This window comes from Methylobacterium nodulans ORS 2060, assembly GCF_000022085.1.
Classification (GTDB): Bacteria; Pseudomonadota; Alphaproteobacteria; order Rhizobiales; family Beijerinckiaceae; genus Methylobacterium; species Methylobacterium nodulans.
The window spans coordinates 283415-308090 of sequence record NC_011887.1 but is presented as its reverse complement, the minus strand read 5'-3'; the positions used below and the strand labels follow the sequence as shown (position 1 = coordinate 308090).

The following is a 24676-nucleotide window of genomic DNA, read 5'->3' as shown; positions in this document are numbered from 1 at the left end:
TGACCGTAGTTCAGGCGTTCTCGGCGCGCACATCTACCTTTTTGCGCAAGCGGTGCAGTGTCACCTCGGGCGGACAGTTGACCCGCACGTCGACGATACAGGTGCCGGCTCCGACGGAGGTGTAACCAAGCAGATCATGATAGCGCCAGGGGCCCCTTGCGAGGGCTCGCGGGCTGTCCGCATCCGTGAGCACGGGAATGCCACCTGGAAGACAGATCTGCCCACCGTGCGTGTGACCGCAAAGCATGAGATCGAACCCGGCATGTGCGGCGTGTCTGTAGGCCTCCGGCGTGTGCGATAGGAGAATGGAGACCGCCCGCGCGGGAATATCGTGGGCGGCGCGGTGGAAGTTCTCCATACGATAGAAATGGGCGTCGTCGATCCCGACGAGGTAGATCGCAGCGCCGCCTCGCTCGATCCGGACCCACTCGTTGAGGAGCAGGGCGTATCCCAACTCCTCCATTGGGGGCACGAGCCGGATCGTGTCGTGGTTGCCCAAGATGGCATAGACAGGGGATTTGAGATGCGGGCGGAGGCGCCGCAATCCCTCGAGAGCGGCCGCGATAGGACCGAAGGTCCGAGCCCTGTAATCACCCGTTATGACGCAAAGGTCGTAGTTCAATCCCTGCACACGTTCGATCAGTGCAGCCGTGAAGGCCGTGTTGATGTCGAGGTGCAGATCCGAAAGCTGCAACAGCGTGAACCCCTCGAATTCCGGCGGGAGATCGGGGAGAGCGACCTCGTTGCGGCGCAACTCGATTGCAAGCGCGTTGCGCCGTCCCCGGCCATACAGGCCCGCAAGCCGAAGAGCCCCACGGATGAGGCCGTGGATGGAGTACCAGTTCTCGAGGTGAAAAAAGTGGGTTCCACGCCGGAAGACGTGAGCCTCGTAATCCCGTTCGAGTCCAAGCCGCTGGCGCACATGCAGCCGCCCGAGGCGCGGTTCGAGGCCAGCAAGGGCCTCTCTTTCGGCAGGTGTAAGCTCAGGCGATCTCAAGTGGTGCATGGAAATCACAAGCTTCAACCCTTAGCCCACCAACGCGGGCGGGCTTATCACGCTGGGCGAGTATAGGCCGTTTGGCGGCCCAAAACCGCGCTGCGCTCCATCGCGTGATAGGTGAACGAGGCCGATCAGCCGATCTGCAACAGGCCGTTCAGCGCCTCGACCCCCGCGAGAAGCCGCGTGTGCAAGGTCGGAATGTGCAGCCCTTCGCAGGCCAGCGCCGCGCGCCGGGCCGCGACGCGCCCGGCCATCTCGGCCCAGCTGTGCTCCGTGAAGGTGTCCGTGCGCGGATCATGCGCGACATAAGCCGTGCCGTCCGGGCCGTGCCGTCCGGCCGCTGCGCGGTCTGCGCCCGCAGGGGGTGGGGATTGTCCCGCATCGGCCTCGGCCGGCTCGGGCGGGCAGAGCCCGGTCTCGTTGCGCGCCGCCATGTTTCAGCCCGGCGCCGAGGGCGCGGCGGGCAGGCTCACCGGCTCGTCCGCGAGATCCGGCTCGCCGCACCGCGCGAGGATCGCCGCGCGAACCGCGTCGCGCAGCCGGACGGCCGCGTGAAAGTCGGCCCCCTCGGGGGCAATCTTCTGGCCGAGATGGACGCGGATCGCGCCATGCCGCGGGAACCACTGATCGGCGCGCAGGAGCGAGCGGGTCCCCGTGATCGCGATGGGAGCGACCGGAACCCCGGCGCGGCACGCCGTCATGAAAGCGCCGAGGTGGAAGCCGAGGAGGCCGGGCGTGCGGGTGAAGGTTCCCTCCGGAAACGCCACGATCTGCTCCCCCGCCCGGATCCGGTCGAGGACCACGTCCGCATCCGAGACGCCGGCCGCCTCGCCGCGGTGCACGAACACCGTTCCGAGCCGCCGCAGGAACGGACCCGCCACGGCCTGGCCCGCCAGCTCATGCTTGGCGAGGAAGACCGGCGTGCCGGGCAGAACGGCCGCCAGCACCGCGGCATCGAGGTAGCTGGCGTGGTTGGCCGCGATGATCGCGGGGGGCGTCGCCGTGCCGCCCTCGACCAGGACCGGCGTTCCCGTGAGGCGGAAGAAGGCACGCAGGCCCGCCCGCAGGGCGGCGTGGCGCCACGCCCGGCGCGGGAGCATGATGACGACCGGCCACAGGACGATGCCGAGGCCGACGAGCACGGCCCACCACTGCGCGGCGTAGCCCGCCTCCCGGGCGAGCCGCGCGATCCGGCGCAGGCGTGCGCCGATCCCGGCGAGGGCGAGGCCCGCGACTTGCGCCCGAATGGAATCCGGGCGGTCGAGGCCGCCCGACTCGTAGAGCGCCCGCGCGGCCGCACGCCGGATCTTCCCGCTCGAGGTCTTCGGCACCGTGTGCGGCGGACACAGAAGGATGTCGTCGGGCGGCTGGTCGAGCACGCCGGCGGCGGCCTCCGCCAGCGTGCGGCGCAGCCCGGCGCGGGCGGAGGCGTCCGTCAGCCGCGTCTCGGCGACGAGGATCAGCCGCTCCGTGCCGGTCTTCGGGTCGGGGCTCGCGAAGGCAGCGACACAGCCCTTGCGCACGCCCGGGACCGAGCCCGCGACCTCTTCGAGTTCGTGCGGATGGATCTTCCGCCCCGCCCGGATGACGATGTCCTTGAGGCGGCCCGTGATGAAGACGTCGCCGCCCGCTTCGTAGGCGAGGTCGCCGCTCTCCAGCCACTCGCCGTCGAACAGGGCCTGCGTCTTCTCGGGATTGCGGAAATAGCCCGCGGTCGCGGAGGGGCCCCGGAACTGCAGCCGGCCCTCCACGCGCTCGGGCACCTCGCGCCCGGCCTCGTCCACGATGCGGATCTGATGACCCCGCAAAGGGCGTCCGCAGGCCGCGAAGGCGATGGACTTGGCGTTGCCTGGCGCTGCCGGACGAGCCTCTCCCTGGCGCGACAGCGCAGTGCGGTCGATCCAGTCGATCAGCGGGCCTCGGCCAGGCGGAGGAAACGCCAGTCCGACTGCGCATTCGGCGAGGCCGTAGACGGGGGTCAGGGCGGATGGCCGCAAACCGAACGCGGTGAAGCGCTGCGCGAAGCGGCTCAGCGTGTCGGAGCTCACCGGCTCGGCCCCGTTGGTGAGGACGCGCAGGGAGCCGAGGTCGAGGCCCGCGAGATCCTCGTCGCGCAGGGTCTTGAGGCAGAGCTCGTAGGCGAAGTTGGGCGCGGCCGAGATCGTCGCGCGGTGCCGATGGATCGCCCGGAGCCAGCGCCCCGGATCCGCCAGGAAGGACAGGGGCGGCATGATCACGGCCGGCGCGCCGAAGTAGAGGCTCCCCAGCCAGCAGCCGATCAGCCCCATGTCGTGGTAGAGGGGCAGCCAGCTCACCACCACGTCCGCCGACGTGGCGCCGAGAGCTTCCCCTATGGCGCGGATGTTGGCGAGAAGATTGGCGTGCGTGAGCGTCACGCCCTTCGGGTCGCCGGTGCTCCCGGAGGTGTACTGGATCAGGGCGACGGTCGTGCCCGTCGCCGGGACGGTTGCCGCCAAAGGGGCAGCCGTAGCCAGTTCCTCCACCGTCGTCAGGGTCCGCAAGCTCTCGACGAGGCCGGGCAGGAGGCGGGCGAAGGGCTTGATCTCGCCGTCGGTGATCAGGATCTCCGGGGCGGCGTTCGACAGGATGCGGGCCTGCCGCTGCAGGTGGTCCTGGATCTGGGCGCGCCGGAAGGGCGGGTAGAGGGGGACCGGGATCCCGCCGGCCAGAAGGACGCCGAAGAAGGCGGGGAAGAAGTCCGGCCCGGTCGGGAGCATGATGGCGACGCGGCCGCCAGCGGCGAGCCCGGCCTCGAGGAGACCGCCCGCCACGCGCCGGGCCGCGTCGTCGAGGGCCGCGTAGGTGACGATGGTCTCGTGGTCGGGCCCCTGCCAGAGCCGCAGATGGGGCCGGTCCGGATTACGGCGGACGTGGAAAGCGAGCACCTCCGGCAGCGTCGCGGCTCCGTGCGGCTCGGCCGCCGGAGAAAGGGCCTCGTCGCGGGGGAATGTGGCGCCCGGGCATCGCGCCGCGCCGGCGGCCTGGACGGCCGCGAGCAGGTCGGCCGGCGTGGCGGCCTCGCCGATGAGGCGATCCGGCAGGGTGACCCTGAAGGCGCGCGACAGGCGCAGCAGAAGCTCGGCTCGGCCGAGGCTGTCGAGGGCGAGATCCCGCTCGAGATCGCTGTCGAGGTCCACCGCGAGGGGACGCCGGCGCTCCGGATGCAGCTCGCGCAGGAGCGACCGGATCACGTCGAGGAGCGACGCAGCGCCCGGCTGCTGTCCCGGCTCGGTCGCGCTGCTCGGGTGCAGAGCTTCGTCCCTCAAGGGCAGCTCCCACGTCTCGGTTCACCGAGCGTCCGGTGATCGACCTGCAGCCTAGCGCCTCCGCGACAGAGCAGGTTGATCTGCCTCAAGATAACGCGCCGAGTGCGAAGGTGACAGGGTGAGCGGTGCCGTCGGCGAGGCATTGATGCAGATCAACGGGGGCTGATGCCCACGGCCTATCTATCAGTTTCGAGAGACGAGCGGTCTTGAGGGACGAGCGAGCGGAGACCGGCCGCTGCGAAGCGCCTGACGGACCGAGCAGGATCGCAGAGGGCGGGCCGCCGCGCGAGGACCGATGCAACGGTCATTTCATGTGACCGGTGGTTCCGTTCTCGGATTTTCGCCAAGCCTTTGGCTTGGTATCGAAAATTCGAGATGGCTCAACGGCCCGCTGCGTGAGCATGCGCGGCAGCACTTGGCTTACGTCAGCAGCCTGGGCCGTTGGTATGATGTATGGTGCGAGGAGTGGCTCCGGATGCGGCCGAATGCCATTGATGGGACGCCGCCGGGATCCGGGGCGGTCTTCTGGGCCTGCACACCGGAGGCGCTGGCGGCTCGCCTCGAATGCCGGCTCGACGGGCTGACCTCCGCGGAGGCGGCCCGTCGCCTCCAGCGGTACGGCCCGAACAGCGACGGACCGGCGCGGAGCGGTGGCACTGCGCGGGCGATCCTGCGGCGGCTGCTCGAGCCACTCTCGCTCATCCTGCTCGCGGCCGGCTGCGTGTCCATCGGCACGGGCGATTGGGCCGGTGGGGGGATCATCATCGCCATCCTGGTGCTCTCGATCGGCCTCGACACCTTCCAGGAGGGACACGCCGTGCGGGCCGCCGAGGCCCTGCGACGCGCGGTGGCGCTCAAGGCGGACGCCAAGCGCGACGGCATCTTCCGGACCGTGCCGGTCGATCAGATCGTGCCCGGCGACGTGATCCGGGTGCGCGCGGGCGACATCGTCGCCGCTGATGCCCTCGTGCTCGAGAGCACGGTTTTTGCGGCGGTGGAAGCCGCGCTGACCGGGGAACCCTACCCGGTCGAGAAACGGCCCGGCCCGGTGGCGGCGGAGAGCCCGGCGGAGGCCGCAAACGCGCTCTTCCGGGGCGCCGTCGCCCAGAGCGGGGAGGCCGTCGCCCTCGTCGCCGCCACGGGCCGCGCGACGGTGTTCGGTGCGGCCGCGGCGGCGCTCGCCGAGAGCGCCGCGCCGTCGCCGTTCCAGCGGGACCTGCGCGAGTTCGGCCTCGTGGTGGCGCGCCTGACTCTCGTCCTCGTCGTCGCCGTCCTCGCCCTGCGCGTCGCCCTCGGGCGACCGGTTCTCGACTCGCTCCTCTTCGCGGTGGCGCTGGCGGTCGGCCTCACCCCCGAATTGCTCCCGATGATCACCACGGTGACGCTGGCGCGGGGTGCGCTGCGCATGGCCAAGCGCCGAGTCATCGTGAAGCGCCTCACCGGCATCCACGATCTCGGAGCCATGACGGTGCTGTGCACCGACAAGACCGGCACCCTGACCTCGGCGGAGATCGCGCTCGCGCGCAGCCTCGATCCGGCGGGCGGCGCGGATCCGCTTCCGGCCCGGCTCGGCGCCATCGCGGCCGGGCTCGGCGGCGACCGCAGCGCCCTCGATGCCGCCCTGATTCGCAGCGTCCCCGAGGCCGCCGAGGGCTGGCGCCTCGCCGGCCGGCGCCCCTTCGACTACGCGCGCCGCACCGGCGCGGTCGTGGCGGAGGGGCCCGACGGCCCGCTGCTCATCGTCAAGGGCGCGCCGGAGGCGGTGCTCGCCCTGTGCACGGCGCAGCGCAGCGGCCGGCAGGCCATCCCGATGGACGCGGCCGAGCGCGACCGGGCGCTTGCGCGGCAGGTGCGCGCCCTCGCCGAGGAGGGGCTGCGCAGCATCGCGGTGGCCTCGCGGCCCGTCCCCGGCGCGGCCGACGCGGCGGAAGAGGGCCTCGTCTTCGAGGGCTTCTGCGCCTTCGCGGATCCGCCGAAGCCCACCGCGGCGGCGGCGGTCGCGGACCTCGCGGCGGCGGGCGTGCGGGTCAAGATTCTGTCTGGTGACGATCCCGTCGTGGTGCGCCGCCTCGCCGGGCTCGTCGGACTGACCAGCCACCGGATCCTCACCGGCCCGGAGATCGCGGCCCTGAGCGACGAGGCGCTTGCCGTCCAGGTGCGCGGCGTCGATGCTTTCGGCCGCCTCGCGCCCGATCAGAAGGCGCGGGTCGTCAAGGCGCTCCAGGCAGACGGGCAGGTCGTCGGCTTCCTGGGCGACGGCATCAACGACGCGCCCGCCCTGCGGCAGGCCGATATCGGCCTGTCGGTTGAGGGCGCCACCGGCGTCGCCCAGGCGGCCGCGGACATGATCCTGCTCGCTTCCGACCTGGAGGTCGTGGCGGCGGGGGTTGACGAGGGACGGCGGACCTTCGCCAACATTCTCAAGTATATCCGCATGGGCGCGAGCTCGAATTTCGGCAACATGCTGTCGATGGCCGCGGCCTCGGCGGCGCTGCCGTTCCTGCCCATGCTGCCGACCCAGATCCTGCTCAACAACCTGCTCTACGACCTGTCGGAGGTCGGCATCCCCTTCGATCGCGTAGATGCCGAGGCGACCGCGCGACCGCAAGCCTGGGACATGGCGGCCCTGCTGCGCTTCGCGGCCGTGATGGGGCCGCTCTCCTCACTCTTCGACCTCCTCACCTTCGGCGTGCTGCTCCTCAGCTTCGGCGCGTCCCCGGAAGTCTTCCGCACGGCGTGGTTCCTGGAATCCATGGCGACCCAGATCCTGGTGATCTTCGTCATCCGCAGCCGCGGGCGGCCCTGGCGCGACCGGCCGAGCGCGGCGCTCGCCGCCTCCTCGCTCGCGGCGCTGACGGTCGCGCTCGGGGTGCCGTTCTCGCCGCTCGGGCCCTGGTTCGGCTTCGAAGCCCCGCAACCCATGATTCTCGCCGCGATCGGGATCATCACGGTGGCCTATCTGGCGGCAGCCGAGGCGGTGAAGCCGTGGGCGATCCGCGCACGGAGCCGGCCGCCGCGGCGGGCCCGCGCGGGCGCGCAGGCGAATCTGGTTTGACCCCCTCATGTGACGGGACCGATGCCATGCCGGACGAGAGCCAGAGCGAGACTGTGGACTTCCTCCGGCGCTGCCTTGCCGGTCACGGCAGGCTCGAGACGATCCGCACGCACATCTCCGTCGTGCTCCTGGCGGAGGATCGCGTGTACAAGCTCAAGCGCGCGGTGCGCTTCCCCTTCGTCGATTTCTCGGCGCCGGAGGCGCGGCTGGCGGCCTGCGAGGCCGAGCTCGCCCTCAACCGCCGCACGGCGCCCGCCCTGTATCGCGGGGTGCACCGGATCACGCGGACGCCCGACGGGGGGCTCGCCCTCGACGGCACCGGCCCCCTGGTCGACGCGGTCGTGGCGATGCGGCGCTTCCCGCAAGGTGACCTGTTCGACGCCATGACCCGGGAGGGGCGGCTCACCCCCGCCCTCGTCGCCGCCCTCGCTCACCGCATCGCCGCCTTCCACGCCGCCGCGGAGATCAGCCGCGCCCCTGGCGGTGCGGCCGCCATGGCGGCCCTCGTCGCCCTGAACGACCGGGGGCTGCGGGCCTGCGGGCTCGCAAGCGCCGGAGAGGCCGACGCCCTCACGGCCCGCTTCGAGGCCGCGCTCGCCCGGCACGGCGACCGGCTGGAGGCGCGGCGCGCCGCCGGCAAGGTGCGCCGCTGCCATGGCGACCTGACGCTGCGCAACATCTGCCTGTACGAGGGGGTGCCGACGCCGTTCGACTGCCTCGAATTCGACGAGGCCCTCGCCACGATCGACGTGCTCTACGACCTCGCCTTCGTGCTGATGGATCTGTGGCATCGCGGCCGGCGCGACCTCGCGAACCTGCTGTTCAACCGCTACTTGGACGAGAGCGACGAGGCGGACGGCGCCGGCCTGCTGCCTTTCCTGATGGCGATCCGCGCCGTCATCCGCGCGCATGTCACGGCGACCCAGGCGGCGGAGGCGCCCGGCGAGACTGCCCGTGCGCTGCGGGACGAGGCGCGGGCCTATCTCGATCTCGCCGGCACCCTGCTCGCCGAGGAACCTGCGACCCTGGTGGCGGTCGGGGGCCTGAGCGGATCCGGCAAGTCGACCTTCGCCGCCGCGCTCGCGCCCTGGCTCGGCGCCCCGCCCGGGGCGCGCATCGTGAGCAGCGACCGCACGCGCAAGCGCCTGCACGGCGTCAGCGCCGTGACGCGGCTCTCCGACTCGGCCTATGCGCCCTCCGTCTCCGAACGGGTCTATGCGGCGATGCGCGACGAGGCGGCCCGGGTGCTCGCCACCGGCGGCGCAGTGATCCTCGATGCGGTCTTCGATCGTCCCGAGGCACGGGAGGCCGTCGAAGCGCTGGCACGGCGGTGCGGCGTCCCCTTCCGGGGGGTGTGGCTGCAGGCGCCCGCGGCGATGCTCGCGGCCCGCATCCGCGCCCGGCGGGACGATCCCTCCGACGCCACGATCGAGGTCCTGGCCGCGCAGGCCAGCCGCGACTGCGGCCCGATGACGTGGCATTGCCTCGACGCGCAGCTGCCGGCGGAGACGTTGCGCGCGACGATCCTGGCGAGCTGCGGAACGGGCGAGGCGAAGGCCGAGGCGAGCCGGGGCGGGACCGCGGGGACCGAGGTGCTCCCGGCCTGACGGATGAAGCCTCAGGATGAGCCATAGGAATCGGTGCACCCCGAGATGGTGCGTTGTCGATCGAGACCGCGTCAGCCCACGCAAGGATGTCCGCCTGACGTGTCCAGCGATGACCGATAGTCGGTTCGCCCGGCCTCCTGTCGTCCGGCCGCCGCCTCGGTCGCGCGCGCGATCAGCGCGTACTTCGTGCGCGTGACGCTGCACTCGCGAAACCAGTTCACCAGATCGCCCCAAGGGTCATTCATGTGCGAGAGACCGGCCACGAACGCGACCACCGTGCTCACCTCGGTGTCGCCCGTCGTAACGGCGTAGCCGCCCACGCCCAGGATGCCCGCCACGCCGAGGTGGTAGGACATGTTCATCAGGAAGTTCATCGAGAACTTGATGCGGAAGATGCCCATGTTGAGGAGGAAGACGCCCTGGAGCTGATCCGCCTCGGCAGCCGTGAGGGCGCCGCTCCCGCTCCGCTCCCCCACGAGCCCGCCGCTGATGCGGCGCAGGAGGCTGATCCGTGCGCTGACGCGGCGGTTGATGGCCCGCTGCATCAGGGGCACGAACACGAGCTGGGGCGAGAACACTGCCAGGGTGAGGAGCGCCATCAGCGGGTTGAGAAAGGCGAGATAGCCGAGCGTGGTGAGCAGGACGCCGGTTTGCAGCAGAGGCTCCGAGAAGCAGACGCCGACGAAGCCGCCCACAGGCTCGGCCTCGTCCAGCACCAGCGCGATCTCGACGCCGCGGGTCTGCGCCAGGCGGCGCCCCTCCGCCGAGCGGTGGAAATCCTCCATGATGGAAGCGCGAAGCCTCCGCACCGCCCGCTCGCTGACGAAGCCGCGGGTGATGTTGAGCACGAGCTTCAGCAGGCCGAGCCCGCAGGCGGCCAGAGCGTAGAGCGCGGCAAGCCAGAGCAGCGCGTGCGGGTCGGCGCCCTTGACGGCCTGGCTGACGGCGCGCCGCTGAATCTCAAGGGGGGCGACTCCCGCAAGGAACACTGCGATCACCAGGATGGCCAGCCAGAGCTGCGCCGCGGCGCTCTCGCGCAGAATGAAGCTGAGGAGATCGGGTGGCGTGCACACGGCATCGCCGTAGTCGGAATCGGAGCTCATCGGGGGCTCCTGCGCGCCCCCTGCCTCGGACGGGCCGTCGGCCGGGCGCACGTTCCTTATCGTTGACATGAGCCAGCCTTCCTTGCGGATGACCGCGGGCCATCGCGCCGGCACCGCCGGGCGACACGGTCGCGCATGAGCAGGCCGGAAACAGGCTCGATACTGCAGGCCGGGCGCCGCGGCCTTGATTCGCCTCAAGGGAGATGCCCCGGCAGGAAGCGGGACGCGAGCGTCACTTCCGATGCCGGGCGCACGTGGCGCCCCCACCTGAGCCCGTGCACTCCGCCGAGGGGCTTTGTGCGCTGGATCAGGGTGAGAACGCCGCCGAGGGCCAGAATGAAATGACTTGGGCCTCGGTGCGAGGCTGGGCCTGCCCGAGAGGAGCGCCCGGCGCGTGCGCCTTGTGCGCGCGCAGGCGCGATGCAGCGCAGTCCCTGGAAGAAGGATCCCATGCTGTCGACCATCACCCTGACGCTCGCCCGCTGCCCGGAGCACCCGGAGGGCAGCGCGGGGCGCGGCTACGAGATCATCGCACTTCATTGTGGCCAACTCGATCGCCGGGGCGCTGAACCTCTTCCCGGAGCGAGCCGGTGCCGTGTCGGCGCTCGTCGGCGCGATCCACCACGGCAGCGGTATTCTCAGGGCCGGGCTGGTTGGCGCGTTCGCTGACGGCACACCGTGGCCGATGGGCTTGGTCGTCACGCTCGCCGACCTCGGCAGCGCTGCCTCGGACGGCCGCAACCGGACGTTCGCCTCGCGCGAAGGACCACTTGGGGTCAATCTCGTCCATTCAGCGCCTGCTGCGCGGATGGCTCCTCAGGCTCCCAGGTGAAGTAGGTTAGCCGCGGAAACCTATCGATGCGACGTCCGTATGCTCCGGACAAATCCGATGCCGCCGATGCTTACATCCGGTCCAGCACCCAGTTTACCGCCCGTCGAAGGTCCGGCACCGTCGCTGTCGGCTTCCGGTCGATCCGAAATTCATCGCCGTCCTTATACTTCCCAGTTCGGACCAGAAGACCTGCCATCCCGAGTTCCAGAGCGCCCGCCACATCCGATTCCGCGTCGTCGCCGATCATCGCCGTTTCACAGGCCGGCGTACCAAGGTCCGCTATGGCAGCCGCGTAGAACGAAGCCGACGGTTTCCCAACGAGGAAAGCCTCGCTCCGTGTCGCGAACTCCAGCGCAACCACAAACGGCCCAGCATCGAGGCTCAGTTGCCCATCGGCATCCCGGAACGTCCGGTTGCGCGCCAGGGCAATGAACGCGGCTCCGCCGTTGATAAGCCGAAACGCCGTGTTGAGCACATCGTAGGAGAACGTCTGGCCCGCGTCGCCGACGATGACCGCATCAGGGTTACGCCCGGACGGAACGTCCAGATCTTCGAGCAGGTCTGGGTGGACCACGAGATAGGGTGACAGGCCGCGCTCATGGACAAGCTTTCGCGCTGCCGACGCCGGCGTGAAGATGTCCTCCTCGGACGCGTCGATCCCGAGGCGGCGCAGTTTCTCCGCGAGCGTACGCACCGGCTTCGACGTCGTGTTGGTCACGAAGCGGAACGGTATGCCGTTCGTCCTCAAGTCCTTGATGCTCGCGACTGCGTCGCCGATCGCTTCATCGCCGCTGAACACGACACCACTTAGGTCGAGAAGAACGCCGGTGATCTTGACCATCGTGGGCAGCAATCCCGCGCCAGAACTCGATCAGGTGAGAAACGCGCCATGCATCGCTTCGATGCCTGACAACGCGACGCTACTCCCGCAAAGCGCCGATTCTGTTGAAAAACTCCGCTGTTGCGGCGGTAGTCGCGGGGTGATTCACTCCTGTCGAAAGACGGAGATCGAAGCAGATGATGGGACCTCGGCAAGTCGAGCAGGGCGCCCTGTTTTACGAGTTCTCGCTCGATACCCACGTACCCGCCGACCATCTCCTGCGCGCCATCGACCGCTTCGTCGACCTGTCGGGCCTACGCGCGCACCTGCGTCCCTTCTACAGCACCACGGGTCGGCCTTCGGTCGATCCCGAGCTGATGGTTCGCATGCTGCTCGTCGGCTACTGCTTCGGCATCCGCTCCGAGCGCCGTCTGTGCGAGGAGGTGCATCTCAACCTCGCCTACCGCTGGTTCTGCCGGCTCGGGTTGGATGGCGCGGTGCCCGACCACTCGACCTTCTCCAAGAACCGACACGGTCGTTTCCGTGACAGCGACCTGCTGCGCGAGGTGTTCGAGACCACCGTGCAGCGCTGCATCGAGGAGGGGCTGGTCGGTGGCGAGGGCTTCGCGGTCGATGCCAGCCTGATCCGGGCCGATGCCAACAAGCAGCGCTCCGCAGACGCCTCCGAGGCCGTCGACTGGAACGATCTCGCCCGGATCCGCCGGTCGGTGCGCGAGTACCTCGACACCCTCGACGAAGCCGCCTGGGGAGCAGCGAGCGAGGTCCAGCCGAAGTTCGTCTCCCGCTCCGACCCGGCGGCGCAGTGGACGGGCGCGCTGAAGGGCCATGCCTTCTTCGCCTACGCCACCAACTACCTGATCGACCTCGACCACGCCGTGATCGTCGATGTCGAGGCCAGCCGCGCCATCCGGCAGGCGGAGGTCGGGGCAGCCCGCACCATGATCGCGCGCGCGCAGGACCGCTTCGGGCTGTGGCCGGCCCGGCTTGCGGCCGACAGTGCCTACGGGTCGGCCGAGCAGCTCGCTTGGCTCGTGCACGAGCGCGGGATCGAGCCGCACATCCCCGTCTTCGACAAGTCCGAGCGCCGCGATGGCACCTTCAGCCGGTCAGCCTTCACCTACGACCCTGCAGCCGATGCCTACACCTGCCCGGCCGGCCACCCATTGCGGCCACGCCAGAAGGTCTATCGGACGCCGTTCCCGCTCGTCGACGACGATGGCATGATGCGCTACCGGGCCAGCAAGCGCGACTGCGACGCCTGCGCGCTGAAGCCACGATGCTGCCCCACCACACCCGCCCGCAAGATCCCGCGCTCGATCCACGAAGGCGCCCGGCAGATGGCGCGCGACATCTGCGCCTCGGAGGAGGGCCGCACCTCGCGGCGCGAGCGCAAGAAGGTCGAGATGTTGTTCGCCCACCTCAAGCGAATCCTGAAGCTGGATCGGCTGCGGCTGCGGGGTCCGAACGGGGCCCGGGACGAGTTCCACCTCGCCGCAGCGGCCCAGAACCTCAGGAAGCTCGCCCAGCTGATCCCGCTACAGCAGCTGAGCCCGGCCTGATCGGCCGGGATCCCCCTCATGTTGGATCGGCTCGCTCAGCCGATCGGTGCTCGATCCAGATCGCCCGCGAGTTTTTCAACGAAATCCGCCAGGAGCCGACGGAGTGCCGGCCTGCTCCCAAGCGCCGCAATGCCCGTGTAAGCGGACCTTCGCAGACTGAGTATCTTGGAGCGGCAGAGCGGCTTCGGGCGTTGCGTTCAGGGGCACTCCCCAACGTTGCCGGAGGCGCTCCACCGGTGGTTTTGATGAGTGTTGAGGGCCTTCTACGGCGGCTTTCATCACGTCGCCGTGTGCCTTATGCGGCCTCGGCCTTCCCCGCCGCCTCTACAAATAGGCCATGTAGGCGCTGACCCACAGCAGGATTGACGCGATGACCCCGATGGGGCCGGCGTCGGGGGAGAATGCCGTGGCCGCGCCCGACATGCCGGGGCGAAGCAGGTTACGGTCGAGGTCGCGCGGCAGCTCGATCTCGACCGGGAATTCCGCGGTGAGGCCGACCGCGCCGATGCGCGCCAGCGTGCCCGTCGCGGAGAGCTGTCCCTGTCCGACCCCACGACCGACGCGCAGGACCTTCGCGTCATGGATCCTGCCCGGATCATTCGCCAGGACCAACCTGACCTTGGCTCCCGGTATCACCGTCTTCAGCCCGTTCTGCTGGAAGACACCCAGCAGGACGATGTCGTCGGCGATGAGGAACGACATCATGGAGCGCATCGGCGTGACGCGGTCGCCGACCGCCAGCGCCGAGAGCGTGACGTAGCGGTCGGCCGGCGCGCGAATGCTCGTCCGCGCAAGCTCCCATTCCGCGTCGCCGAGCTGCGCCCGAAGTTGGGCGACGGTGGCGTTCTCGCCCCCAATCTGGGAGTCGAGCAGCGCCTTGACGCCCGCCTGGCGGGCCTCTGGCAGCATCACGGGCTCGGGTTGGCTTGCCATCGCCCACCTCCGCTCAGCGGTTGGTCCGGGGTTCAGCCGAGAAGACGGACTTCCAGTCCCGTGCCACATCGACCACAACCCAGCCACGCTCGGCGGCCTCGTCGAGAGCCTTGTCGAGTTGCCCGACATGGGACTGGCGGTCGTAGGCGTACTCGCGCTCGCCGTCGGTGTGATGGACGAGGCCCAGGAAGCGGGGACCGGCCCCGGCGGCGGTCCATTCCAGCATCTGCTGGTCGCCATCCGAGTTGCCGAAGGCCAGGATCGGCCGGCGCCCGATGAAGCGGTTGATGCCCGAAGGCTTGCCGGCGCCGTCATCGACGAACTCGACTTTCGCCTCCTTGACGAGCACCGGCTGTCCGTCGGGCCGGATCTCGAACTTGGTGACGCCGGACGAGCCCACGACCTGCTCGGGCGGGATGCCGTAGGTCCGCTCGGCGAAGGTGCGCATGAACTCGACGCCGCCCCCGGAGACGATGAAGGTCTTGAAGCCGCTTGCTCGCAGGAACCCGAGCAGTTCGAGCATCGGCTGATAAACGAGGCTGTCGTAGGGCCGCCCGAAGCGGGGATGGCGCGCGGTGCGGAGCCACTCCTTGACCACGGCATCGAATTCCGCCGTCGTCATGCCGGCGTGGGTCGCCGCCACGATCTGCAGCAGGCCCTTCTCACCGGCAGCAGCGACCGCCTTGGGATCGTTCTCGATCACGCCCTTGAACGGCTGCGTGTCCTTCCACTCCGGATGCGCGGGCGCGAGCGCCTTCACCCGGTCGAGGGCGAATGCCACCTGGAAGTAGACCGGCTGCTCCGCCCAGAGCGTACCGTCGTTGTCGAAGACCGCGACGCGCTCCGGCGGCGGGACGAAGTCGTGGCCGCCGGACGTGGTCACGCGCCCGACGAAGTCCAGGATGGCCTGCTTGGGGCCACCCTCGTTCCAGGACGGGAGAGGATCGGCCCGCCCCTCGGCAGCTCCCGCCCGTAGGATGCCCGGTGCGGCGACCAGCGTCGCGACACCCGACAGCATCGCCCGGCGGCTCACGCTCCCTGCCTGAACCGGCATGTCGTGCCTCCTGGAGAGTTGCCGCGGGTGTTCCGCTCCTCAGGAACGCCCGCGCTGGCGCATCACCGGCTGGGGACCTCCGTCGCCCGCTTCATCTTCTCAACGATCTGGTCGACGCTGAAGCTTGCCGCCCGCTGTCGGGGCGGGAACTCGCGGAACGTGTCGAGGAACTTCGCGACCTCCGCCTGAGCAGGAACGAGGACGTACACATTTGAAATGAGCCAGTCGTAGTAGGTGTTCGAGGTGATGTCGGCCCGCTCGTAGGGGTCAGCCCTCAGGTCAAACAGTTTCGGCACCCGCAGCGGCGTGAACGGCTCGGCCCAGATCCGCATCGTTCCGGGGGCGCGCTGCTCCTCGAAGACGATCTTCCAGTTCTCGTAGCGCATCCCGACGAGGTCGCCGTCGTCGTTGAAGTAGAAGAACCCCTTGCGGGCGCCGCGGTCCTGCTGGCCGGTCAGGTACGGGAGCTGGTTGTAGCCGTCGAGGTGGACCTTGAAGGACTTCGCTCCGGCCGTGTGGCCCTTGAGCAGCTTGTCCACGATGTTGGGATCACCCGCGGCGGCCACCAGGGTCGGCACCCAGTCGAGCCCACTGACGATCTCGTTCGAGACGGAGCCCGCCTGGATGTGGCCCGGCCAGCGGATCATGCAAGGCACCCGGAAGGCGCCCTCCCAGTTCGTGTCCTTCTCGCTGCGGAACGGCGTCATGGCGCTGTCCGGCCACGAGTTCATGTGCGGGCCGTTGTCGGTGGTGTAGAGCACGATGGTGTCGTTCGCGATGCCGAGGTCGTCGAGTTTCTTCAGGAGCTGCCCGATGTGCCCGTCATGCTCGACCATGCCGTCCGCGTACTCGGTCCGGGCAGTCAGGCCCGGCGGGCTGCGATGGTTCTCCGCGACATGCGTCCGGAGGTGCATCCGGGTCGCGTTGAACCAGCAGAAGAACGGCTTGTTCGCCCGGACCTGGCGCTCGATAAAATCCATAGCGGCGGCCGAGGTCTCGTCGTCAATTGTTTCCATCCGCTTTTTGGTGAGCGGACCCGTGTCCTCGATCTTGCCGTCCGCCGACGAGCGGATCACCCCGCGCGGGCCGAACCGCTTGCGGAACTCGGGATCGCGCGGGTAGGTCCGCTGCTCCGGCTCCTCCTCGGCGTTGAGATGATAGAGGTTGCCGAAGAACTCGTCGAAGCCGTGGTTCGTCGGCAGGTACTCGTCGCGGTCGCCGAGATGGTTCTTGCCGAACTGCCCCGTGGCGTAGCCGAGCGGCTTGAGGAGTTCCGCCAGCGTTGGATCTTCCTTCTGAAGACCCACCGTCGCGCCGGGTAGGCCAACCTTCGACAGGCCGGTCCGCAGGGTCGACTGGCCGGTGATAAAGGAGGAGCGGCCGGCCGTACAGCTTTGCTCGGCGTAGTAGTCGGTGAACATCATGCCCTCGCGGGCGATGCGGTCGATGTTGGGTGTGCGGTAACCCATCAGGCCGAAGGTGTAGGCGCTGATGTTCGACTGCCCGATGTCGTCGCCGAACATCACCAGGATGTTGACTGGCCGGCCTGTGGCGCCGGTCCTGACGGGGGCCGGCTGCGGGGCCGGGGCCGGTTGCTGCGCCTGCGCAATCGTGGGTGCGGTGCCGGCGACCGAGGCGGCCAGGGCAGTTCCCCCAAGCAGCATCCTCCGGCGGCTGATCGTTTTGGCGGCTGCTTCCTCATCCAAGGCGGCGTTCGACGGTAACGGATCGGTCATGGTCCTCTCCTTACGACGCAGCGGAAGCCGATATGACTGGTGGAGGTGTCGACCGGATGCGGGTGGCGCGCGGCTGGGCGATAGCGGCGGCAGTAGTTCGGCGCGCAGAGGTGCGAGCCGCCCTTGACCACGCGGCGGGGGATGCGGATCGCCGGCTGGGCCGGGTCGTAGCTTCCTTTCTCCTGGCCGCCCCGTGGGTTCTGTGGAATGCAGCAGGCCTTCGGCGCGTCGGTAGGGTGCTTTGGCGCGTAGAAGTCCGTGGTCCACTCCCAAACGTTGCCGATCATATCGTGCAGCCCGTAGCCGTTCGGCGGGAAGGTCGTGACCGGCGAGGTGCGCTCAAAGCCGTCCTCGGCGAGGTTCTGGTGCGGAAAGGCCCCCTGCCAGGTGTTGGCCATGTGCCGGCCGCCGGGCGTGAATTCGTCGCCCCAGGCGAACTCCGCCCCGTCGAGGCCGCCGCGCGCCGCGTACTCCCACTCGGCCTCCGTGGGCAGCTCCTTGCCGGCCCAGCGGGCGTAGGCTTCGGCATCGGCGTAGGCGACGTGCACCACCGGGTGGTCGTCCAGCCCCGCGATGGAGGAACCGGGGCCGAGCGGGCGGCGCCAGCTGGCGCCGAACCTGAACCGCCACCACGCGCTCCAGTCCCGCAGATCGACGGCGCCCTTGGGTGGTTTGAACACCAGGGAGCCCGCCTGCAGCATGTGCGGCAGCGCGCCCGGATAGTCCTCGGCTTTCGGCTTCCGCTCCGCCATCGTCACGTGCCCGGTCGCCCGCACGAAGGCCCGGAACTGGGCATTGGTGACCGGGGTACGATCGATCCAGAAGCCGTCGACGCTGACCCGGTGCACCGGCGCTTCCTCCGGGTAGTGCCGGTCCGAGCCCATTCGGAACGTGCCCCCAGCCACGAAGACCATGCCTGCGAGCAGATCCGGCGAATCGGCTGGACGGTCTAGGACAGGGGCCTCCGCCATCGCTCGCTCCTCGACACAGGCGAGAAGAAGCGCCGTTCTAATCGAACGCACTGCAGAAATATCGACAGTCCTGCTGGTACGAGAGCTTAGGAAGAGCTTCGCAGGACCGCTGGCCTAGCCCCTTAAGCTACGACAGTTTGCTCGGGGTGTCCATCGTGGGGAACTCTTGGTTGCATTCGGGCGGATTGTGCCAGCCGGTCGAGCCCTATATCCTTCCGTTGGCTTGACTTCTGACTTGGCACACTGGCGCTCAGAACTTAGCCACAACGGGTTTGGTCTCCGGCGCTGCCTTCGGTGGCGCGACCCAGAGCGGGAAGGAGACCTCCAGGAAGCCGAGCGTGCCCTGGAAACGGTTCTCCACCTCGACCTCGCGCAACACCTTCATGCGGGCGGTGACCGGGATCTGCCCGACTGGGACGGTCAGGCCGGCCATCCCGCCGACCGCCGTGACCCGGCCCTTGAACGGCCCGAGCCGGGCGCCGGAGCCGCTGTCGCCCGTGATCTGCTGGTAGTGGGAGGCGATGACGCCAATCGACAGCTCCTTGGTCAGGTTCTTTGAGGCCGAGACCTCGACGTGGAACTCGTGGCCCGTCACGTATTGCGTCGCCGGGTTCTTGCCGTTGAGCGTGAAGCCGGCCGCGGCCGAGAGCTCGATGCCAAGTGCCGGATCGAGATAGGTCGCGGCGGCCGAGATATCGCCGATGTAGCGGTTGAGGGCGATGTTCGAGAGCTGCCCAGGTTCGTAGGCCCCGGCCGGGATGCTGAGCAAGCCCGCGACCTTCCAGTGCCAGTTGCCGGAGTGCCAGCCGAGGGAGGTCCCCACGATGGGGTCGCCGGCGTTGAAGGTCGCGTCGCTCACGGACACTCCAACGGGGCGACCGACCACTTGGTTGACGAGCGGCCCATTGAGGAGAGCGCCCGCGCGGACCGCGGGCGTGCCGAAGGGCATCACGAAAGCGAAGGCGAGATTGCCGCCGAGGATCTCGGCCGGAGTGACCCACAGGCCAGTGGCGAAGTCGGCCACGATGTTCGCCTTGACGTCCGCGACCACGTTGCCGCCGAGCTGGGTGCTGCGGTTACCGCCGATCTTGCCATTGTAGAAGTAGGTGGAGCTGTCGAAGTACACGCCCGGCGGCGGCAGGACGCCGGCATCCGGCACGGCTAGGCCCTCGATGTAGAAGCTGAAGCCGCCTTCGGCCGCCTGGGCCGGCGCTGCCAGGGAGCCAAGGGCCGCCAGGAGAATGCCGCCGACTTGGTGACGTGCGAGTTGTTTCATGTCCGCCCCCGACTGTACGTCGACAGGTACATTCCCTGTCTCACCTCCTCGCGTGCAATCGGGGCGAACCCCTTGTCGGGCGGATAAAAACCCTAATATACCAAAATTGTTGCTTCTGATGCATTTCTGATACACGTCCGGAAAGCATAGGAGAGCCACTGCGCGCCTCTGGAAGCCTGGAAGGCGTCCAAGAGCGTAGGTTTAAGGATGCTGATTACAGTCAGTCAGTTAAGGCGGGCTGGGTGTTTCGAAGCAATTTTGTTCAAGCGATGGCCCTATACATGACGGGACCCAAGGCGGACGTCGGCTCGATGGCCGCCGCGGGAAGGCATCGGTCATGACATCGCGGCACGTTGGGCAGGGAGGCTCACGAGTGGAACGGGGCCGAGCTCGACACGGCGATGAGGCGGCTAAGCCGGATCGGCCGCATACCGGGCATCGGGTCGTTCAGGTAGTCGCGGATGGCCGCATCAATCTGCTGGTCCGTGACGTGTTTGAGCTTGTACAGCTCGCCGATGATGGGAGTGTTGGGCATACCGGCAATTTAGGGCCACGCGCTTGCCTGGGCATGGCAACGGGCCGGTCGCCCTCAGCACGGTCAGGCCGATCGTCGGCGGCGGGATCTCCCGGCCGTGGTCGTCGTAGGCGCGGTGGGGCGGCGCTTCTTCACAGGACGGTCGGCTCCGACAAAGGGATGGAGACAAGATAGATCGGGGCTTCGTCGAAGACGGTATGCATCGCGCCAACGATGAAACGCATCGCTTTGCCACTGCTCAACCGTGAACCACGAACGGTGCCGGCCGCTCAGTTCGATCATCTGCCAGCGCCGCACACGGCCGATCAGGCGCCCGTCGCGATAGACCCGCTTCTCGCGTGTGGCGGCACCGCCGGCGAAATGCCAGCGGTGATCGACGTGCAGCGGCATCGAGCGCTCCATCGCTGGCAGCAATATCGCCAGCTCTGGCGACCTTTGCCACTGTGCTTTCGAGCTACCGTTGCCACTCCTTGGGCTCGCCTCCGCGGTCGCGGCGATATCAAATCTAATCCCGCCGCGATCTCCCGCAGGCCGCACGTTGGCTCCGTGCCAGTGGCAGGGCAGCAGGACGCCCGACCAGCCGCCGCGGATCACGCCGGACTTGGGGTTCGCGCCGCTTGGGGTTCGCGCCGAATAGGGTGATAGTGTCCGGGAGTTGGTTCGGGACCTAAGCAGACTTGCGTTGGCGTGCCACCGCTGCGTCCGCTTGGGCTTTTGATGTGCCGCAGGTTTTTGACGGAAAACCGCAACGCACTGTTCCGAAACCTGCTTAGCGATCCGATCCTCCCTCGGGAGGGGCCGACGCATCAAGAGCCGGAAGGCCGTCAGGGGCCACCACGCGCGCCCGGCGATCTGGCCCGCGGGAGCCCACCCGGCCGCCATATCCCGCGGGAGCAACCGGAGGGAACCATGGCCGACATCCACCGCGCCGCGTCCGAGGGCTTTTCGGCGGGGGCGGACGCCTATGCGGCGGGCCGTCCGAACTATCCTGCGCAGATCGTGCCGTGGCTTTGCGCCGAGCTGCGGCTCGGCCCAGGCCGCGTCGCCCTCGATCTCGGATCGGGCACCGGCAAGCTTCTTCCCTCCCTGCGCGAGACCGGAGCCCGGCTGATCGCCGTGGAGCCCGTCGCGGCGATGCGCGACAGGCTGGTTCGGGACCATCCCGACGTGCAGGCCCTCGACGGACGCGCCGAGGCGATCCCGCTGCCCGACGCCTGCGTCGACGCGGTCGTCTGCGCCCAAGCCTTCCATTGGTTCGCCACCCCGGAGGCGCTCGCCGAGATCGCCCGCGTGCTGCGACCGGGCGGTGCGCTCGGCTTGATCTGGAACATCCGCGACGAGCGCGTCGGCTGGGTGGCGGCGCTCTCGGAGATCATGAGCCGGCATGAGGGTGACGTCCCGCACTTCCATTCGGGCGCATGGCGGCGCCTCTTCCCCGCCGCGGGCTTCGGCCCGCTGCGCGAGACGCGTGTTCCGCACCGCCATGTCGGACCGCCCGAAGCGGTGATCCTGGATCGCACGCTCTCGGTCAGCTTCATCGCCGCCCTGCCCGATGCCGCGCGTGCCGCCGTTGCGGCGGAGGTCCGCGCCCTCATCGCCGCGACGCCCGCGCTTGCCGGGCGGGACGAGGTCGTCGTCCCGTACGAGACGGCAGCCTTTGCCTGCACGAGGCTGGGCTGAACGCCCGGACGCCTTCACAAACGGCGGGCATTCGAGAGCGTCTCGACCCACTCGTCGGGCGGGAAGCCAGGGCGCGGCACCACAGTCGCCTTCTCGGGAATTCGCGAGCGCACTTGGATGGCTGATCGATGAGGCGCATATTGGCTCCATCACCAGCAGATCCGAACCCGTAGGCGCTGGTGGCTGAGAGACCTGCGCTCCCGCCTGCATGGCTGAGGGGTGCCGTCTTGACCGACTACCTCCAACAAGAGCAAGAAGACCTGATCCAAGCGGATCGGCACCTCGCTGCCGGTGAGAAGCGGGTTATCGAGCAAATCGTCTTGCTCCAAAGGATGACCGAGAAGGGCTACGATACTGCCACAGGCAAGGACCTTCTACGATTGCTGGAAGAGACCATGGTGATTTGGCAGGACCATCGCCAGCTCATCCTGGACGCCATTGCCCGGCATGAGAGGGCTATCTCTCACTCTCCTCAGGCGGATCCTGGGCCATGAGCTGCCTGACCCTGGCCAACTCCTCAGGCGGGTGCGGCAGGAGCGGATCCAGTTCGGCCCCGATCTGAGCAAGCCGCTGAGCTTGGTGCCGGACCTTTACTTGGGACTGCTCAAGGGCTTGGCGGAGCCGTGCTGCTTCGGCCACGACCGCGTCCGCGCGCTGGATCAGGGGGGCGTCCTCGATGCTCATGGCGACACCTATCCGCCGGATTATCACCCCTAACGCAGCATCGATGCTGCCGTTCTATAAAGTCGCTTACGCGCCAGCAGTACCTGCGCGCGACCACCGGGCCAGATTGCTGCATCTCACATTGGGCGTGCCACTGTAATCGCGGCCCACACGGCGACACGCCTGGAGCCCTCACCTGCTCCCTCATCCGCGGCGATGCGGGCAGCCACCGGTACACTGATCAGTCGGCACCTTCGTCGGGGATGTTGAGGACCGTGCCACAGGCCTTCAGTGCACCGCATCTGCGCAGGATCTTCTCCGAGGCCGCCATGGCCGGATCGGCGAGCTGCGCTGGAGTGAAATTGGTCTGCACGACGGCCCCCTGCTGCCGCGCCCGCGTTCATTACCACGCCCTGGATGAGGGCCACGCGGTTGTACGCTCACCATACAAGGTATTCAGATATGCCGACGTTTCTCGACGAGAGATGCGAATCGCTCATATTCGGCTGGATCAACCTTGTACGAGTGATCGTCATCTGGGAACGCCCCGGTCTTCACCTCTTCGACATAAGAGCGTATCCCCGTGACTGCAACTTCTGTTAAGTTCGCATACCGTTTGGTGAACTTCGGCTTAAAATCTATGAACACCCCGAGCAGGTCGTACGCAAGTAGGATCTGACCATCACAGCCGGCCCCAGCGCCGATGCCGATTGTAGGGATTGAGAGCTGTTCCGAGATCAGCTTGGCAATCGGTGCTGGAACAGCCTCAAACTCCAGCATGAAACAGCCTGCATCCTCGATTGCGAGCGCATCCTCAAGGATCTTCATAGCGGCTTCAGCCGTGCGGCCCTGGATCTTGAAGCCACCGAACGTCGCGATTGTGTGTGGTGTCAGGCCGATATGTGAGGCCGTCGGAATACCCGCATCAACGAGAGCCTTGAGAATGTGCGCTTGGCTCCTGCCTCCCTGAGGTTTGACTGCGTCGCACAGGGCGTCTTGCATGAAGCGCGTGGCGTTCGTGAGTGCGCGCTCCACGGTGTTGTAGCTCTGGTAGGGCATGCACCCGAGCACGAAGGTGTTCGGAGTTCCCCGCCGCACGGCCTGCGCGTGGAGGACCATCATATCCATAGTCGCCGGGATCGTGCTCGGATGGCCATGAGCGACCATCGCAAGGCTATCGCCGACCACCGCAACGTCGACGCCGGCCATCTCAGCCCAGCGGGCTGAGGTGTAATCCGGGACTGACATATAGACCATCTTCTCACCTGTCCGCTTGGAGTTGCGGATGTCGGTGATGGTTCGTTTTTCTCTCCTGCCGGCCCCATCGGCCGCAAGTGCTTTCACACTGGCCGTCGTCGTTGCCCCCATGGCTTCCCCTCGGTTCCCGTCATGCGATTGTGTGAGGTATCCGGTACGTCGCTTCACCTCACAGCGTGCGCAACACGCGATCGATGTCGGCGGAGGTCATCTCCCACTCGTTCTGAAAGTTGGCCACAACGGTTCTCATGAAGCCGTCCTGGAGTCTGGCCGCCTCAGCCGGGTCGCCGAGGTGATCAACCAGGATGGCGTAGGCCAATTGAGACGGTTCGGGGCCTTCATAACTCCACTCGAAGCCGTTGCGTGAATAGCACTTCGTGCTGGTCTGATCGTCGAGTGGTTCGCCATCGACCGTCACGACAATGCCATCGATTGTGCGATCTCCCGTGTAGACCTTCATGACCGCCGTGCCCCCGACAGCTGGTGCCGCGGCGTACGCCCGTCGGAGCGGTTCCGCATGACCTCAGGGAAGATCCAGAGGCTGAAGACCATGAACGGTCCCAAGAATGCGACTGCGCGCTGCGGACCGATCTGCCCGAGGTAACCCATGTAGAACCAGCCCGCCACGGCGGCTAATGCCACAGCGATTGACAGACCGAACTTGATCCTGAATGGCATATAACTCCTCCTACGCTTTCGTTATTTACAGGCTGAACACGTTACCTACGGCCTGGAGCGCGCCGAGCGTTGCACCGAAGCCGGCGAGCACGATGGCGAGACCGGCCTGACCGTCGCGCCACTTCGTCGGCCAGACGTTGAACAGTCCGGGCGCGAACAGGAACGCGAAGCCGCCGACAATGACGAGGCTCGTCCAGCGCAGGTGCTCAACCCCATACGCAACGCTTCCAGCGCCGAGGGCCACGAGCAGCAGCAGGTTGATGCTGAGCAGGGCGAGGCCGAGTGGGCGCTTGAGATCAGGACGCGTCTCCAGCGGAAAGGCGCCGGTCAACACGTAGAAGCCGAGGCAGGTCACGCCTGCGAAGATTGTGAACCACAGCAGGGCGACCACGTTGGGTTCGACCATATCCATTGCTGCACCTCTCAAGGGGTGGTGGCGACCGGTGCGGCGCCACCGGCAGGTTTGTGAGAATGATCTGGCCTTATACCAACGGTCATTTTCAATGACCGTTGGTTCCACTCTCGAATTTTCGCCAAGCCTTGGGTTTGGTGTCGACAATTCGAGATGGGTCAACGGCCCGATGCGTGAGCATGCGCGCCAGCACTTAG

At 68.0% G+C, this 24676-nt stretch carries 21 protein-coding genes and 1 pseudogene; 6 read left to right on the top strand and 16 right to left on the bottom strand.

The features are described from left to right. Nucleotides 1-10: 10 nt before the first annotated feature. The 3 genes from MNOD_RS39835 to MNOD_RS39825 form a co-directional block, all read right to left on the bottom strand. A complete protein-coding gene (locus MNOD_RS39835) occupies nucleotides 11-922 on the bottom strand; it encodes a metallophosphoesterase (protein ID WP_012631271.1) in 912 nt (303 codons plus the stop codon). Between the two features lie 209 nt (nucleotides 923-1131). Beyond that, nucleotides 1132-1434, bottom strand: coding sequence for a hypothetical protein (locus MNOD_RS39830; RefSeq protein WP_012631270.1), 303 nt, complete (start codon nucleotides 1432-1434; stop codon nucleotides 1132-1134). A gap of 3 nt (nucleotides 1435-1437) precedes the next feature. Then, on the bottom strand, nucleotides 1438-4287 hold the full coding sequence (locus MNOD_RS39825; protein ID WP_012631269.1) for an AMP-binding protein: 2850 nt from the start codon (nucleotides 4285-4287) through the stop codon (nucleotides 1438-1440). A gap of 475 nt (nucleotides 4288-4762) precedes the next feature. On the opposite strand from MNOD_RS39825, the gene mgtA reads away from it, so the two are divergent. Next, nucleotides 4763-7342: a magnesium-translocating P-type ATPase gene (gene mgtA, locus MNOD_RS39820; RefSeq protein WP_012631268.1), complete on the top strand. Its 2580-nt coding sequence runs from the start codon at nucleotides 4763-4765 to the stop codon at nucleotides 7340-7342. Between the two features lie 26 nt (nucleotides 7343-7368). Then, entirely contained in the window at nucleotides 7369-8949 is a 1581-nt protein-coding gene (locus MNOD_RS39815; protein ID WP_012631267.1) for a bifunctional aminoglycoside phosphotransferase/ATP-binding protein, read from the top strand. 71 nt (nucleotides 8950-9020) lie between these two features. On the opposite strand, the gene MNOD_RS39810 is transcribed toward MNOD_RS39815, so the two are convergent. Beyond that, on the bottom strand, nucleotides 9021-10052 hold the full coding sequence (locus MNOD_RS39810) for an ABC transporter ATP-binding protein (RefSeq protein WP_244424876.1): 1032 nt from the start codon (nucleotides 10050-10052) through the stop codon (nucleotides 9021-9023). Between the two features lie 535 nt (nucleotides 10053-10587). Here MNOD_RS39810 and MNOD_RS49785 point away from each other — a divergent pair. After that, a pseudogene (locus MNOD_RS49785) lies at nucleotides 10588-10884 on the top strand (hypothetical protein); the annotation flags it as partial. A gap of 70 nt (nucleotides 10885-10954) precedes the next feature. Here the strand turns inward: MNOD_RS49785 and MNOD_RS39800 are convergent. Beyond that, nucleotides 10955-11725, bottom strand: a complete 771-nt coding sequence (locus MNOD_RS39800) for a TIGR01458 family HAD-type hydrolase (protein ID WP_012631265.1) — start codon at nucleotides 11723-11725, stop codon at nucleotides 10955-10957. 176 nt (nucleotides 11726-11901) lie between these two features. On the opposite strand from MNOD_RS39800, the gene MNOD_RS39795 reads away from it, so the two are divergent. After that, entirely contained in the window at nucleotides 11902-13284 is a 1383-nt protein-coding gene (locus MNOD_RS39795) for an IS1182-like element ISMno9 family transposase (protein WP_012631264.1), read from the top strand. 324 nt (nucleotides 13285-13608) lie between these two features. Here MNOD_RS39795 and MNOD_RS39790 read toward each other — a convergent pair whose 3' ends face one another. The 7 genes from MNOD_RS39790 to MNOD_RS45310 all read right to left on the bottom strand — a co-directional run bounded on the left by MNOD_RS39790 (nucleotide 13609) and on the right by MNOD_RS45310 (nucleotide 20179). After that, a complete protein-coding gene (locus tag MNOD_RS39790; protein WP_157091841.1) occupies nucleotides 13609-14193 on the bottom strand; it encodes an HlyD family secretion protein in 585 nt (194 codons plus the stop codon). A 37-nt stretch (nucleotides 14194-14230) separates the two neighbouring features. Next, nucleotides 14231-15271 (bottom strand): HAD family hydrolase, encoded by a 1041-nt coding sequence (locus tag MNOD_RS39785; RefSeq protein ID WP_012631262.1) that lies wholly within the window; start codon nucleotides 15269-15271, stop codon nucleotides 14231-14233. Nucleotides 15272-15333: 62 nt separating this feature from the next. Further along, a complete protein-coding gene (locus MNOD_RS39780) occupies nucleotides 15334-16794 on the bottom strand; it encodes an arylsulfatase (RefSeq protein WP_425277537.1) in 1461 nt (486 codons plus the stop codon). Nucleotides 16795-17003: 209 nt separating this feature from the next. Next, nucleotides 17004-17978 (bottom strand): formylglycine-generating enzyme family protein, encoded by a 975-nt coding sequence (locus MNOD_RS39775; RefSeq protein ID WP_012631260.1) that lies wholly within the window; start codon nucleotides 17976-17978, stop codon nucleotides 17004-17006. Nucleotides 17979-18228: 250 nt separating this feature from the next. After that, nucleotides 18229-19254, bottom strand: coding sequence for a SphA family protein (locus MNOD_RS39770; RefSeq protein ID WP_012631259.1), 1026 nt, complete (start codon nucleotides 19252-19254; stop codon nucleotides 18229-18231). A 367-nt stretch (nucleotides 19255-19621) separates the two neighbouring features. Beyond that, nucleotides 19622-19789, bottom strand: coding sequence for a hypothetical protein (locus MNOD_RS47715; RefSeq protein ID WP_012631258.1), 168 nt, complete (start codon nucleotides 19787-19789; stop codon nucleotides 19622-19624). Between the two features lie 63 nt (nucleotides 19790-19852). Then, nucleotides 19853-20179, bottom strand: a complete 327-nt coding sequence (locus tag MNOD_RS45310) for a hypothetical protein (RefSeq protein WP_244424873.1) — start codon at nucleotides 20177-20179, stop codon at nucleotides 19853-19855. A 519-nt stretch (nucleotides 20180-20698) separates the two neighbouring features. Here MNOD_RS45310 and MNOD_RS39765 point away from each other — a divergent pair. Both MNOD_RS39765 and MNOD_RS39760 read left to right on the top strand, forming a co-directional pair. Then, a complete protein-coding gene (locus MNOD_RS39765; protein ID WP_012631257.1) occupies nucleotides 20699-21469 on the top strand; it encodes a class I SAM-dependent methyltransferase in 771 nt (256 codons plus the stop codon). Nucleotides 21470-21696: 227 nt separating this feature from the next. Then, entirely contained in the window at nucleotides 21697-21963 is a 267-nt protein-coding gene (locus tag MNOD_RS39760; protein WP_012631256.1) for a hypothetical protein, read from the top strand. Nucleotides 21964-22373: 410 nt separating this feature from the next. Here the strand turns inward: MNOD_RS39760 and MNOD_RS50230 are convergent, their stop codons facing one another. The 4 genes from MNOD_RS50230 to MNOD_RS39735 all read right to left on the bottom strand — a co-directional run bounded on the left by MNOD_RS50230 (nucleotide 22374) and on the right by MNOD_RS39735 (nucleotide 24479). Then, nucleotides 22374-22505 (bottom strand): hypothetical protein, encoded by a 132-nt coding sequence (locus MNOD_RS50230; protein ID WP_280113526.1) that lies wholly within the window; start codon nucleotides 22503-22505, stop codon nucleotides 22374-22376. 83 nt (nucleotides 22506-22588) lie between these two features. Then, nucleotides 22589-23500 (bottom strand): 3-methyl-2-oxobutanoate hydroxymethyltransferase, encoded by a 912-nt coding sequence (panB, locus tag MNOD_RS39750; RefSeq protein ID WP_012631254.1) that lies wholly within the window; start codon nucleotides 23498-23500, stop codon nucleotides 22589-22591. A 58-nt stretch (nucleotides 23501-23558) separates the two neighbouring features. Further along, complete coding sequence (locus MNOD_RS39745; RefSeq protein WP_012631253.1) at nucleotides 23559-23849, bottom strand: DUF6166 domain-containing protein; 291 nt, start codon at nucleotides 23847-23849, stop codon at nucleotides 23559-23561. A 243-nt stretch (nucleotides 23850-24092) separates the two neighbouring features. Next, entirely contained in the window at nucleotides 24093-24479 is a 387-nt protein-coding gene (locus MNOD_RS39735; protein WP_012631251.1) for a hypothetical protein, read from the bottom strand. Between the last annotated feature and the right edge of the window lie 197 nt (nucleotides 24480-24676).

Excerpts from the sequence above, each read along its gene's own strand:
- MNOD_RS39830 (WP_012631270.1), bottom strand. The coding sequence starts at position 1,434 with ATGGCGGCGCGCAACGAGACCGGGCTCTGCCCGCCCGAGCCGGCCGAG.
- mgtA (WP_012631268.1), top strand. The coding sequence starts at position 4,763 with ATGCGGCCGAATGCCATTGATGGGACGCCGCCGGGATCCGGGGCGGTC.
- MNOD_RS39815 (WP_012631267.1), top strand. The coding sequence starts at position 7,369 with ATGCCGGACGAGAGCCAGAGCGAGACTGTGGACTTCCTCCGGCGCTGC.
- MNOD_RS39810 (WP_244424876.1), bottom strand. The coding sequence starts at position 10,052 with ATGAGCTCCGATTCCGACTACGGCGATGCCGTGTGCACGCCACCCGAT.
- MNOD_RS39800 (WP_012631265.1), bottom strand. The coding sequence starts at position 11,725 with ATGGTCAAGATCACCGGCGTTCTTCTCGACCTAAGTGGTGTCGTGTTC.
- MNOD_RS39795 (WP_012631264.1), top strand. The coding sequence starts at position 11,902 with ATGATGGGACCTCGGCAAGTCGAGCAGGGCGCCCTGTTTTACGAGTTC.
- MNOD_RS39790 (WP_157091841.1), bottom strand. The coding sequence starts at position 14,193 with ATGCTGCCAGAGGCCCGCCAGGCGGGCGTCAAGGCGCTGCTCGACTCC.
- MNOD_RS39785 (WP_012631262.1), bottom strand. The coding sequence starts at position 15,271 with ATGCCGGTTCAGGCAGGGAGCGTGAGCCGCCGGGCGATGCTGTCGGGT.
- MNOD_RS39780 (WP_425277537.1), bottom strand. The coding sequence starts at position 16,794 with ATGTTCGGCGACGACATCGGGCAGTCGAACATCAGCGCCTACACCTTC.
- MNOD_RS39775 (WP_012631260.1), bottom strand. The coding sequence starts at position 17,978 with ATGGCGGAGGCCCCTGTCCTAGACCGTCCAGCCGATTCGCCGGATCTG.
- MNOD_RS39770 (WP_012631259.1), bottom strand. The coding sequence starts at position 19,254 with ATGAAACAACTCGCACGTCACCAAGTCGGCGGCATTCTCCTGGCGGCC.
- MNOD_RS47715 (WP_012631258.1), bottom strand. The coding sequence starts at position 19,789 with ATGCCCAACACTCCCATCATCGGCGAGCTGTACAAGCTCAAACACGTC.
- MNOD_RS45310 (WP_244424873.1), bottom strand. The coding sequence starts at position 20,179 with ATGCCGCTGCACGTCGATCACCGCTGGCATTTCGCCGGCGGTGCCGCC.
- MNOD_RS39765 (WP_012631257.1), top strand. The coding sequence starts at position 20,699 with ATGGCCGACATCCACCGCGCCGCGTCCGAGGGCTTTTCGGCGGGGGCG.
- panB (WP_012631254.1), bottom strand. The coding sequence starts at position 23,500 with ATGGGGGCAACGACGACGGCCAGTGTGAAAGCACTTGCGGCCGATGGG.
- MNOD_RS39745 (WP_012631253.1), bottom strand. The coding sequence starts at position 23,849 with ATGAAGGTCTACACGGGAGATCGCACAATCGATGGCATTGTCGTGACG.
- MNOD_RS39735 (WP_012631251.1), bottom strand. The coding sequence starts at position 24,479 with ATGGATATGGTCGAACCCAACGTGGTCGCCCTGCTGTGGTTCACAATC.